This is a genomic window from Paracoccus sp. T5 (genome assembly GCF_048538155.2).
GTDB lineage: Bacteria > Pseudomonadota > Alphaproteobacteria > Rhodobacterales > Rhodobacteraceae > Paracoccus.
The window spans coordinates 73,272-84,116 of record NZ_JBLWIC020000004.1 but is presented as its reverse complement, the minus strand read 5'-3'; the positions used below and the strand labels follow the sequence as shown (position 1 = coordinate 84,116).

Genomic DNA, 10,845 nt, shown 5'->3' with positions numbered 1-10,845 from the left:
CTCCTGAGCTTGGGGCAGCCATTCGTAAGCGAAGGGCTGCCTTTGCCCTTCTGCAGTCTCTGCTGCCCTACACGTGAAGAAAGACGAAATGCTGGCAGCAACATCCTGCCAAGACGGTAACATTCATGCGCGAACCTCTCGAAATCTATTGATGTGGAACTTTGACCTCAATAGACATCACACATGATCCACGTGCTGCGCCAGCTTGCTATGATCTTCATCGTGACCTTGGTCTCGATGGGCGTCACTGCATCCGCTGGAAATGCGTCGATGGATCTGAAATGCGACATGATGCTGACAGCCGCCGCTGCCGATAGCTCTGATGATCATTCACAGCATCTAGCTGGTGAGAGTTCAGACCATTCTCTTCAGAATACCGTCATTGTCGAAGATCATGTCCATGACGAAGACACCTCCTCCGAAGGGCATGGAGCGCACTGCAAGGCCCATGCCTGCCCTGTTACTGCATTCCTTACCTCAAGCGACATTGCCCAGGCTTTTCTGCTCAGCCAGACGATTGAAGCTGTCCGCACGGCCCCGCTGGTGGAACTGACCGTCTCCGAAGGACTGCGCCGCCCTCCGCGGGCCTGATCCGAATGTTGCAAGCCGACGCCTGAACGGGCCGCGGCGACCATCCTTCTGATCTAAAAGCGGATTCATCACATGAAACTTCTGTTTGCGGCTGCAATGCCGCTTGTCGCGGTGGCTTGCGCCCCGCTGGCGCCTCTGGATACGTCATCCGGGCTTGTCACCGTTGCTGACACGACATCTCCCGTTTCAAACCTGCAGGCAGGTCCTGCCATCACCTATCGAAGCCGCAGCGTTCAGGAACCAGGTAACTGGACCGACCTGAACAATGCCCAAGCCCCGGGTGTCGAATGAAGAGGGCATTGGGACTTTCGTTGGGCGCAGTGCTGCTGCTGTCCGCCTGTGCGGATACGGTGACCATGAGCAAGGCCCGCGGCGAGCGGGCAGGGTTCGAGACTGTTGCCGGGATCTCCCGGCAGGCGACAGGGGCAGAGGCAGCCTGGCTTCAGACGCCGGCTGAACGGCAGGCTCATGCGCAACGCGTGCGCGCCATTGTTCAGGGAAAGACAATCAGTGCCGAACAGGCGGTGCAGGTGGCGCTTCTGAACAACCCCGGCCTGCAGGCCAGTTATGCTGACCTGGGCATGTCTGCTGCAGATCTGTGGGAGACGGCCCTGGGACCGGTGCCGAGCGTCGGCATCTCTGTTTCCGGGCTGGTCAGTGGAGATGTCACCCGGTCCGTGGAAGGCACTGTGGCGTCCTCAATTCTGGACATGGTCACGAAGAAATCCCGGACACGGGCTGCTGATCTGGAATTCCGTCAGGCTCAACTGGCGGCTGCGGGCGAAACCCTGGCGCTGGCCCATGAAACCCGCCGGACCTGGATCGAGGCCGTCGGTGCGTTCGAGGCAGCCGGTCTGGTCGGTCGAGCGCAAGGCGCCGCGGACGCGGCATCCGAGCTGGCCGCAGAGCTTGGCGAAACGGGTGCGCTGAGTCGCGCCGATCAGGCACGGGAACATGCGTTCAATGCAGAGCTGGCAGCCGAACGAGCCGAGGCAAGGCTGGAAGCACAAATTGCGAAAGAGAAGCTCGTTCGCCTTCTGGGCCTGTGGGGCACAGGGACAGAGTTCTATGTTCCCGACAGCCTGCCGGCGCTTCCGGGCAGCGCGCCGAACCGTTCCAATATCGAACGGCTGGCGCTGGAAAACCGCGTCGATTTGGCTGCGGGCCGGTTGGAGCTGGAGGCTGTGGCCGCGCGCTATCGACTGACTGGACAGACCCGCATGCTCTCGGATGCAGAAGTCGCCGCCGGCGTCGAAATCGAGCGTGAAGATGGAGAGAACGAACGCTCACCGGTGGTCGACGTCGCCTTCAGCATTCCGGTTTACGACACCAGCGGACTGATTTCCCGCCGCGGAAAACTCGAATATCTGCGTTCGGCCAATAACCTGGCGCAGTCGGCGATCAATGCCCGCTCGGAGGCGCGGTCTGCCTATTCGGCAGTCACGGGCAAGCATCAGATCGCCCTGCACTGGCGCGACCAGGTCCTGCCTCTGCGCCGGGAAATCGATGAGCAGGCGCTACTGAGCTACAACGGCATGCTGACCTCCACTTTCGAGCTTCTGAACGATGCCCGTGAAGGGTTGGACTCCCAGCTGAGCGCTGCCGAGGCCAAGCGCGACTACTGGCTGGCCGAGGCGGATGCCACCGCCGCGATCTGGGGTGGCGCAAGTGACAATGGAGAGGACGAATGATGAATCGCAGACAACTGATGGGTGCGGGCATCGGGGCAGGGGCTGCGGCCCTGACCGTCAACATGGGTCAGGCGCAGACACGCTTTCGCGATCTGCCCGAGGCGGCCAGCACGGACAGCCCCTATACGCAGGTGCCGCCGCGCCCGACGACCGGACTTGAATACAACCCGATCGTAACTCTGAACGGCTGGTCGCTGCCCTATCGAATGAACGGCAATGTCAAGGAATTCCACCTTGTCGCCGAGCCGGTCGAGCGGATCATGGCGGACGGAATGGTCGCGCGCCTGTGGGGTTATAACGGACAGTCCACCGGCCCCACGATCGAGGCCATCGAGGGCGAGCGGGTCCGCATCTATGTGACCAACCGCCTGCCCGAACATACCTCGGTTCACTGGCACGGCATGATCCTGCCGTCCGGGATGGACGGTGTGTCGGGTCTCAGCCATCCGGGCATCCCTTCGGGCAAGACCTTCGTCTACGAGTTCGATCTCGTGAAGTCGGGGACCTTCATGTACCACCCCCATGCCGACGAGATGGTCCAGATGGCCATGGGCATGATGGGGCTGTTCATCGTGCATCCGCGCGACCCGGCCTTCATGCCGGTGGATCGTGACTTCGGTATCCTGTTGGCCGCCTATGACATCGATCCCGGCACCTATATCCCCCGCGTCGCGGAGATGACGGACTTCAACCTGTGGACCTTTAACAGCCGCATTTTCCCGGACATTGACCCGCTTGTCGCCAGCAAAGGCGACCGTGTCCGAGTGCGTGTCGGCAATCTGACAATGACCAATCACCCCATTCACATGCATGGCTATGATTTCGAGGTGACCTGCACAGATGGAGGATGGGTCCGGCCGGAAGCCCGCTGGCCTGAGGTCAGCATCGATATTCCTGTAGGTGCGATGCGTGCCTACGAATTCGATGCCGTTCATGAAGGGGACTGGGCGTTCCACTGCCACAAGTCGCACCATACCATGAACGCCATGGGGCACGAGTTGCCCACGATCATCGGCGCCAACAAGAGCCGCGTCACCGACATGGTCCGCCGTCACCAGCCCGGCTACATGCCGATGGGCACCGCCGGCATGGGTGACATGGGCGAGATGTCCATGGAGATTCCCGAAAACACCATCCCGATGATGGCAGGCTGGGGTCCGCATGGTCCGCTGGAGATGGGCGGCATGTTCTCTGTCATGAAGGTGCGCGAGGGTATCGCCCCTGACGACTATTCCGATCCGGGCTGGTTCGAGAACCCTCCCGGTACGCAGGCATGGGAATGGACGGGCGAGTTGCCCGAGCATGCCAGCAACTACAGCCCTGAAACCATCCTGACGCCGCGCGGCGGCAAGCGGTTGGGCTGATCTGATCCTATCGAGCAACACAAAGGAAACACGATGAAATCGTTTATGCTGGTTACTGCCATTTCCCTCTTCCCGGCCCTCGCACTTGCAGAGGGCACGCATGAGGGAGGTCATGATGAATATGCGATGGGCGCCCCGGCCGCAGAGGGGGCCGCAGACATGAAATCTGTCGAAATCTCGATGCGAGAAACCGATGAGGGCACGATGATTTTTGAGCCCTCGGAACTCTCTTTCGCACCAGGTGAAACCGTCCGTCTGGTGATCACCAACAATGGCGAGCTGGAGCATGAATTCGTCATGGACACAGCCAAAACCAATGCCGAGCACAAGGAAGTTATGGCGAAGTTTCCGGAGATGGAACACGACGACCCGAACGCTGTCCGCCTGCAGCCTGGTGAGACCGGAGAGATCCTTTGGACATTCGGAAAATCTGGAGAGTTTGAATTCGCTTGCCTGATACCGGGTCATTACGAGTCCGGCATGCACGGCCCCCTGAACGTCACCGAATCCTGAACCGCGAGGACCTGACCATGAAACTGATCCAATTGACTGCCGCTGCGCTGATCCTTTCTGCTGGAGGCGCCTTTGCGGACACGCACATCACCAACGGGACCGTCACCAAGGTCGACACCCAATGGAGCAAGGTGACCGTCGATCATGAGGAGCTGAAGAACCTGGATATGCCGGCCATGAAGATGGTCTTCCAGGTCGCAGAGCCGGAAATGCTCGAGGGCCTGAGCGAGGGGCAGAGCATCCGCTTTGCGGCCGACCGGGTCAAAGGCAAGCTGACCATCACTGAAATTCTGGAATAATCGAACCGTCGCCGTTCGGAGGATAAAATGAACAAGAAATTTGTGGCCATTCTTACTGCGGTCAGCCTGATGGCTGGTGCCGGATATGCTGAAGAGGCAAGTCACGGCACAAGAGGATCGAATGCAGGCTCAGGGGGCGGAGCATCAGCTTCCGTGGACAATACGCCGGAAAGGCCTGACTGGTCGGATTCTGTTGCGCGGGCTACGAATACGATTCCTGTTCCGGCAGGGCGTATCATGTCCTCAGAGGAACTGGGTAGGGCAGGGTTGAGCCCTGACGATGTCGTCATGCATGTTTCAGTTTTCTGAGCAACAGGCTTAGCATCGTCAAATGTCTCAAATTTACGGAGAACTAAGATGAGTTCTATTAAGATCCTTATTGCCGCAGCGATTGCTGCGACCAGCCTTACTGCGCCCGTCTTTGCTCAGGACGCTGAATTCCAGATGCCTGAGCAGTGCGCCATGGCTGCACCCGCCAGTGATATGCCTGCTGAAAGCATGGACGGGTCACAGATGGGCGGCGATGCGCAGTCTGACGGCATGGGCGCCATGATGGGGATGGGTGGCGTGGACTTGGCAACCATGCCGGAACATGTTCAGGAGAACATGCGTCGCATGATGGTCACGATGCCTGCCATGCATGACGGCATGATGAACGAAGATGCCGACGTGGCCTTTGCTTGCGGGATGATTGCCCACCATCAAGGTGCCATCGACATGGCCCAGGTTCTTCTTGAGCATGGCGAAGACGCTGAGATGATCGAACTTGCGGGTGAGATCATCGCCGCCCAAGTCGGTGAGATCGAGGAAATGACCACCTGGCTGGCTGAGAACGCCAACTGAGCCTGCCTTGAACCGCGCGGCATGATGCCGCGCGGTTCTCTGCTAAAGACCATCAAAAAAGACCCGCGGCCGCTCTTGACCTTCCCATCATGGGAAGCCGCATATCTGTTCCCTAAAACGAACGGAGCCCAGCCCATGAATATTGGAGACGCCTCTGCCCTCTCGGGTGTGTCGGCCAAGATGATCCGTTACTACGAGCAGATCGGCTTGATCCCCCAAGCTGCGCGCACAGCCTCGGGGTATCGCAACTACGCCGATGCAGACATTCACATGCTTCGGTTCATTGCACGGTCGCGGGATCTGGGCTTTCCGATCAGCGAAATCACCGGCCTGTTGGATCTGTGGCGCAACACCGACCGGCGCAGCGCCGATGTGAAAGCGCTGGCACAAGCCCGGGTCCAGGATCTCCGCCACAAGATTACCCACCTGGCGGACATGGCCGACACGTTGGAGACGCTGGTGCGATCCTGTGCCGGAAACGAGCGCCCGGACTGCCCGATCCTGCATAATCTGGAAACGGAAGCATACCCTGCCTCGGGCAGATGCTCACATCATGCCAGTCCCCACGCTAACCTCAACGAAAGGATCACATCGTGATCGACAGACGTCTGTTCATCGGAACGCTCACCGCGGTCCTTATTCCCGCAACATCGGTGCTGGGGGCGGTGTCCACACCCCAAGACACCCTGATCGCAGTGGTTCGATCACCCGATTGCGGCTGTTGCGGAGCCTGGATCGATCATCTGCGGCAAAGCGGTTTCATAGTAGAAGAAACCCTGTCCGACGACGTCGAGGCCTTCAAGGATGAGCAGGCTGTTCCTCAATCTCTTCGGTCCTGCCACACGGCCCTCGTCGACGGCTATGTAATCGAGGGCCATGTTCCGGCTGATGCCATCCGCATTTTGCTGGATCAGCGCCCTGATGCGGGTGGTCTGGCCGTTCCTGACATGCCGATCGGTTCGCCCGGCATGGAAATGGGCGGCCAGTCCGAGCCTTTCGAGGTCATTCTCTGGGGCGATTCCGGCAACAGCGTCTTCGCAAGATATTGAGGTTTCCCCATGACACCTGCAGCGCCCAGGACGGCCACCCTCCACCGCATGGTGATGACCAAGCACATGTGCCCCTATGGCCTCAAGTCGCTCGACCTGCTCAAACGGCAGGGCTATCGCGTCGAGGACCATCATCTGACGACCCGTGCCGAGGTCGATGCCTTCAAGGAGCAGCATGACGTCCAGACCACGCCGCAGACCTTCATCGGCGACCAGCGGATCGGTGGCTATGACGATCTGCGGCGTCACTTCGGCAAGACCGTGCGCGACAAGAGCGCGACGACCTACCGACCGGTGATCGCGCTGTTTGCCATGGCTGCCGCCATGGCCTTGGCGACCAGCTGGGCGGCGTTCGGTCAGCTGACCACTGTGGCTGCGGCGGAATGGTTTGTGGCCTTCGCCATGTGTCTGCTGGCCCTGCAGAAGCTGAAGGACGTGGAAAGTTTCGCCACGATGTTCCTCAACTATGACCTGCTGGCCCAGAGGTGGGTTCGTTACGGCTACGTCTATCCCTTCGCCGAAGGGCTGGCGGGCGTCCTGATGGTCGCGGGCGCGCTGATGTGGTTGTCGATCCCGGTGGCCCTCTTCATCGGCACCATTGGCGCTGTGTCGGTTTACAAGGCGGTCTACATCGACAAGCGAGAGATCAAATGCGCCTGCGTCGGTGGTGACAGCAACGTGCCCCTGGGCTTCGTCTCGCTGACCGAGAACCTGATGATGATCGCCATGGCCATCTGGATGCTGATCAAGGTTACGATGCTCGGGCATTGAGCACGCTATTCGATAGAGAGCCGCGCTTTGCAGCGCAAACGGCTGCAGGCAAAAAGTTCTACTGTGCCTGTAGCCGAAGATGAAAATGGATCATTCCGACCATGAGGCACAGCCTCAATGTTCCGGCTTCAAGAGAAACCTAAAATAGAAACGGAGACATATCATGGGATATGGCCGCTTTTTCGCGATGATCGCGACCTCCACCATCGTCATGTATGGACTGATGTATCTCAATACCTACTCGATTGATCACATCGCGTTTTCGCAGACCCGCATGTGGATGGCGATTTACATGGGATCGGTCATGGCGGTCATCATGCTCGCCTTCATGTTGGGCATGTATTCCGATCGGAAGAAAAACATTGCGATCTTCGTGGGCGCCGGTTTGGCATTTGTTCTGTCCCTCTGGCTGGTGCGAAGCCAGGAGACGGTCGAGGATCTTGCCTGGATGAAGGCAATGATCCCTCACCATTCCATCGCCATCCTGACCAGTGAGCGCGCGGATATTTCCGATCCAAGGGTCCGGGACCTTGCTGACGCGATCATCGAGGCGCAGCGCAACGAGATCGCAGAAATGAAAAGGTACATCGCCGATATCGAGGCGAATGGCGACGCTCCCGCAGGCACTCGCCGCGTCGAGGCTAACTGAATCACGTCAAATGAGGGTGTCACTCGCCGGGCATCTTAGATGGAAGAACATCAGTAGAAAGTTGGCAAGACATGGATCACGATCATCATCACGCGTCGTCAGACATCCCTGCGGGGACCGAGACGGCAAAGGACCCGGTCTGCGGGATGACGGTTGCGGTCAAGCCTGACGGACATCGAGCGGTGTTTGGAGACAAGACGTTTCATTTCTGCTCAGAGAAATGCAAGACCAGGTTCAAGGTAGATCCTTGGTTCTACGCTTCAGGCAGAGCCGCAGGACAAAAGAAGGCGGCTCCGGCCAACGCTCAGTATACCTGTCCGATGCACCCGGAGATTGTCCGTGATGTGCCAGGCGACTGCCCGATCTGCGGGATGGCGCTTGAACCCATGCTGCCCTCGGATGAACCGAGCGAGGAACTGACCGACTTCACACGGCGCATGTGGATTTCAGCCGCCGCCGCAGTGCCACTGGTCATTCTGACAATGGGTGAACTGGTCGCTCTGCCGGTGCGGGACTGGATTGGCCACCAAATCGCAAGCTATCTCGAATTCGTTCTGGCGACGCCTATTATCCTCTGGGCCGCCTTGCCTTTCTTCAAGCGAGGCTGGGATTCGCTTGTAAACCGATCACCGAACATGTGGACGTTGATCAGCCTGGGCGTGGGGGCAGCATACCTCTATTCGCTCGTCGCGACCTTCTTGCCCGGCGTATTTCCCGATGCTTACCGAATGGGTCATGGCGTCGGTACATACTTCGAGGCGGCGGTGGTGATCGTGGCTTTGGTCTTCGTGGGTCAGGTTCTGGAATTGCGGGCACGCGAACGCACGGGCGATGCCATTCGCGCGCTGCTCGATCTCGCACCAAAGACCGCGCGGCGTATCCTGCCGGATGGCTCGGAGTATGACGCGCCTTTGGAAAATATCATGGAAGGCGACCGGCTCCGCGTGCGCCCGGGCGATGCAGTGCCGGTGGACGGCATAGTGATCGAGGGCCGCTCATCCCTGGACGAGAGCATGCTGACCGGCGAGTCGATGCCGGTGGAGAAAAGTTCAGGCGATGCAGTGACCGGGGCCACGATCAACAAGAACGGCAGCCTCGTGATCGAAGCGGGCAAGGTCGGCGCCGACACGGTTCTTGCGCAGATCGTGGCGATGGTCTCGAACGCGCGGCGGTCCCGTGCCCCGATCCAGGGGATGGCCGACCGGGTCTCGGCAGTGTTCGTGCCAACGGTAGTCGGTATCGCAATCTTAGCCTTCCTCGTGTGGCTAATTTTCGGCCCCGAGCCCTCGCTGGTCTTTGCCATTGCCTCGGCCGTGTCAGTCCTGATCATTGCCTGCCCATGCGCCCTTGGGCTGGCCACTCCAATTTCGATCACCACTGCGGCAGGGCGCGGCGCACAGGCGGGCGTACTGATTAAGGATGCCGAGGCGCTGGAGCGCATGGCGGGCGTCGATACCCTGATTGTCGACAAGACCGGCACGCTGACCATGGGCAAACCGAAACTGACGGATACCATAATGCTCAGGAATGTGGCCGAAGCGGACTTGCTGTCCCTGGCGGCAGCGCTCGAGCGCGGCTCGGAACACCCGCTGGCCGAAGCGATCGTCGAAGGCGCCGAAGCGCAGGGCGCGGGGCGACAAGAGGCAGTGGATTTTGAAGCCGTCACCGGCAAAGGCGTGCGCGGCACGGTTGGCGGACGGGTAGTGGCGCTCGGCAACGCGGCGATGATGCAGGAGATGGGACTAGACACGGGCACGGCCGAGGCGAAGGCCAATACCCTGCGCGCCGAGGGCAAGACGGCAATGTTCATCGCTGTCGATGGTGCCCTGGCCGGCATCGTGGCGGTCGCCGACCCAATCAAGGAAAGTACCGCGCAAGCGATCCGCGAACTCCACGCACAGGGGCTGCGCGTCATCATGGCGACGGGTGACAACGAGCGCACGGCACAGGCTGTGGCGAGCAAGCTCGGCATCGACGAAGTCCGCGCAGGTGTCCTTCCGGAAGCCAAAAAAGACCTGATCGACCAGTTGCGCCGCGAGGGACACAAGATCGCCATGGCGGGAGACGGGGTGAACGACGCGCCCGCACTGGCCGCTGCCGATGTCGGCATCGCCATGGGCACGGGCGCGGACGTGGCCATGGAAAGCGCCGGGATAACCCTTCTGGGTGGTGACCTGATGGGCATCGTCCGGGCACGCAAGCTGGCGCGGGCGACATTGCGCAACATCAAGCAGAACCTGTTCTTCGCCTTCGCATACAATGCGCTTGGCGTGCCAATTGCGTCAGGTCTGCTTTACCCCATCACCGGGACTTTGCTGTCACCGATGATCGCAGCTGCGGCGATGAGCCTGTCCTCCGTTTCGGTTATTACCAACGCCCTCCGCCTGCGGCGGGTGGATCTGTAAGAAAGCAAAAAGGAAAAACAAATGACGACATTCAATATTCCCAACATGAGCTGCGGCCACTGCAAGGCAACGGTGCAAAAGACCATCCATGCAATCGACCCCGAGGCACAGATCGAGTTCGACATGGCGTTACGAACGATCGCTTTGGAAAGCCGGGCTAAGCCGGACAACCTTCAAGTGGCACTGGCCGCAGCAGGATACCCCGCCACTCTGGCCTGAATTAAAGTGTTGGGCCGGATGTTCAGTCGCCGCAATGGGCGTATCAGGCGACTGGCCCATCTGCCTTATCAAAATGTATCATGCTCATACCTCATTCGTGCTTATCCAGACACGAGGCTGTAGGTTATCAAGCGTACCCCGCACCAGCATGACCGAGTTGACCAGGACCATGGCCGCCGCCGCGGCGGCCATGGTCAGCGCCAGCAATCCGCGCAGACGGGGCGTGGCCAGATGAATGCGGATGCCCCCTGAGATGCGACGTCACGGGGGAGATCCTCGATCTGAAAACACCAATAAATCATGGCTTGTCGCATTTCAGAATAGACCCCCCCCCGCGTCACCAAGAAATTTTATAAGCTTTGTTATGACTCGGGAACCGTTTGGCGCAGCCGAGGATTGGCATTTCTCATCACAGTGCCGACCTTTGCCATGCAGTACGTCATCTACGATC

Annotated in this window: 14 protein-coding genes and 1 pseudogene; 14 read left to right on the top strand and 1 reads right to left on the bottom strand. The window is 59.6% G+C overall.

Annotated elements, in window-relative coordinates; translation table 11 throughout:
• Positions 1-183: 183 nt before the first annotated feature.
• From ACNR9W_RS18805 to ACNR9W_RS18740, 14 genes are all read left to right on the top strand, one after another.
• Positions 184-591, top strand: a complete 408-nt coding sequence (locus ACNR9W_RS18805; protein WP_419271331.1) for a hypothetical protein — start codon at positions 184-186, stop codon at positions 589-591.
• 72 nt (positions 592-663) lie between these two features.
• Positions 664-882, top strand: coding sequence for a hypothetical protein (locus ACNR9W_RS18800; RefSeq protein ID WP_139085877.1), 219 nt, complete (start codon positions 664-666; stop codon positions 880-882).
• Between the two features lie 29 nt (positions 883-911).
• Complete coding sequence (locus tag ACNR9W_RS18795) at positions 912-2,282, top strand: TolC family protein (RefSeq protein ID WP_419271330.1); 1,371 nt, start codon at positions 912-914, stop codon at positions 2,280-2,282.
• Positions 2,279-3,646 carry a multicopper oxidase family protein gene (locus tag ACNR9W_RS18790; protein ID WP_139085875.1) on the top strand — a complete coding sequence of 456 codons (1,368 nt, stop codon included), beginning with the start codon at positions 2,279-2,281 and terminating at the stop codon, positions 3,644-3,646. The genes ACNR9W_RS18795 and ACNR9W_RS18790 overlap by 4 nt, the downstream gene beginning before the upstream one ends.
• Before the next feature lie 33 nt (positions 3,647-3,679).
• A complete protein-coding gene (locus ACNR9W_RS18785; protein WP_373947165.1) occupies positions 3,680-4,159 on the top strand; it encodes a cupredoxin domain-containing protein in 480 nt (159 codons plus the stop codon).
• Between the two features lie 17 nt (positions 4,160-4,176).
• A complete protein-coding gene (locus tag ACNR9W_RS18780; RefSeq protein WP_045983757.1) occupies positions 4,177-4,458 on the top strand; it encodes a copper-binding protein in 282 nt (93 codons plus the stop codon).
• A gap of 27 nt (positions 4,459-4,485) precedes the next feature.
• Positions 4,486-4,767 (top strand): hypothetical protein, encoded by a 282-nt coding sequence (locus ACNR9W_RS18775; RefSeq protein ID WP_349548469.1) that lies wholly within the window; start codon positions 4,486-4,488, stop codon positions 4,765-4,767.
• A gap of 48 nt (positions 4,768-4,815) precedes the next feature.
• On the top strand, positions 4,816-5,301 hold the full coding sequence (locus tag ACNR9W_RS18770; protein WP_349548468.1) for a DUF305 domain-containing protein: 486 nt from the start codon (positions 4,816-4,818) through the stop codon (positions 5,299-5,301).
• Positions 5,302-5,436: 135 nt separating this feature from the next.
• On the top strand, positions 5,437-5,898 hold the full coding sequence (gene cueR, locus ACNR9W_RS18765) for a Cu(I)-responsive transcriptional regulator (protein WP_419271338.1): 462 nt from the start codon (positions 5,437-5,439) through the stop codon (positions 5,896-5,898).
• A complete protein-coding gene (locus tag ACNR9W_RS18760) occupies positions 5,895-6,350 on the top strand; it encodes a DUF411 domain-containing protein (RefSeq protein WP_349548467.1) in 456 nt (151 codons plus the stop codon). The genes cueR and ACNR9W_RS18760 overlap by 4 nt, the downstream gene beginning before the upstream one ends.
• Before the next feature lie 9 nt (positions 6,351-6,359).
• On the top strand, positions 6,360-7,121 hold the full coding sequence (locus ACNR9W_RS18755; protein WP_045983760.1) for a MauE/DoxX family redox-associated membrane protein: 762 nt from the start codon (positions 6,360-6,362) through the stop codon (positions 7,119-7,121).
• Positions 7,122-7,284: 163 nt separating this feature from the next.
• Positions 7,285-7,770 carry a DUF305 domain-containing protein gene (locus ACNR9W_RS18750; protein WP_042246693.1) on the top strand — a complete coding sequence of 162 codons (486 nt, stop codon included), beginning with the start codon at positions 7,285-7,287 and terminating at the stop codon, positions 7,768-7,770.
• 71 nt (positions 7,771-7,841) lie between these two features.
• The gene (locus ACNR9W_RS18745) at positions 7,842-10,175 is read left to right on the top strand and encodes a heavy metal translocating P-type ATPase (RefSeq protein ID WP_419271329.1); all 2,334 of its coding nucleotides are present in this window, start codon (positions 7,842-7,844) and stop codon (positions 10,173-10,175) included.
• Between the two features lie 21 nt (positions 10,176-10,196).
• Complete coding sequence (locus ACNR9W_RS18740; RefSeq protein WP_042246697.1) at positions 10,197-10,394, top strand: heavy-metal-associated domain-containing protein; 198 nt, start codon at positions 10,197-10,199, stop codon at positions 10,392-10,394.
• Positions 10,395-10,523: 129 nt separating this feature from the next.
• Here ACNR9W_RS18740 and ACNR9W_RS18735 read toward each other — a convergent pair.
• Positions 10,524-10,652, bottom strand: a pseudogene (locus ACNR9W_RS18735) (MFS transporter); the annotation flags it as partial.
• Positions 10,653-10,845: the final 193 nt, after the last annotated feature.

Coding starts and splice junctions, on each gene's coding strand:
- ACNR9W_RS18780 (WP_045983757.1), top strand. CDS start 4,177: ATGAAACTGATCCAATTGACTGCCGCTGCGCTGATCCTTTCTGCTGGA.
- cueR (WP_419271338.1), top strand. CDS start 5,437: ATGAATATTGGAGACGCCTCTGCCCTCTCGGGTGTGTCGGCCAAGATG.
- ACNR9W_RS18790 (WP_139085875.1), top strand. CDS start 2,279: ATGATGAATCGCAGACAACTGATGGGTGCGGGCATCGGGGCAGGGGCT.
- ACNR9W_RS18800 (WP_139085877.1), top strand. CDS start 664: ATGAAACTTCTGTTTGCGGCTGCAATGCCGCTTGTCGCGGTGGCTTGC.
- ACNR9W_RS18775 (WP_349548469.1), top strand. CDS start 4,486: ATGAACAAGAAATTTGTGGCCATTCTTACTGCGGTCAGCCTGATGGCT.
- ACNR9W_RS18745 (WP_419271329.1), top strand. CDS start 7,842: ATGGATCACGATCATCATCACGCGTCGTCAGACATCCCTGCGGGGACC.
- ACNR9W_RS18740 (WP_042246697.1), top strand. CDS start 10,197: ATGACGACATTCAATATTCCCAACATGAGCTGCGGCCACTGCAAGGCA.
- ACNR9W_RS18785 (WP_373947165.1), top strand. CDS start 3,680: ATGAAATCGTTTATGCTGGTTACTGCCATTTCCCTCTTCCCGGCCCTC.
- ACNR9W_RS18750 (WP_042246693.1), top strand. CDS start 7,285: ATGGGATATGGCCGCTTTTTCGCGATGATCGCGACCTCCACCATCGTC.
- ACNR9W_RS18770 (WP_349548468.1), top strand. CDS start 4,816: ATGAGTTCTATTAAGATCCTTATTGCCGCAGCGATTGCTGCGACCAGC.
- ACNR9W_RS18805 (WP_419271331.1), top strand. CDS start 184: ATGATCCACGTGCTGCGCCAGCTTGCTATGATCTTCATCGTGACCTTG.
- ACNR9W_RS18755 (WP_045983760.1), top strand. CDS start 6,360: ATGACACCTGCAGCGCCCAGGACGGCCACCCTCCACCGCATGGTGATG.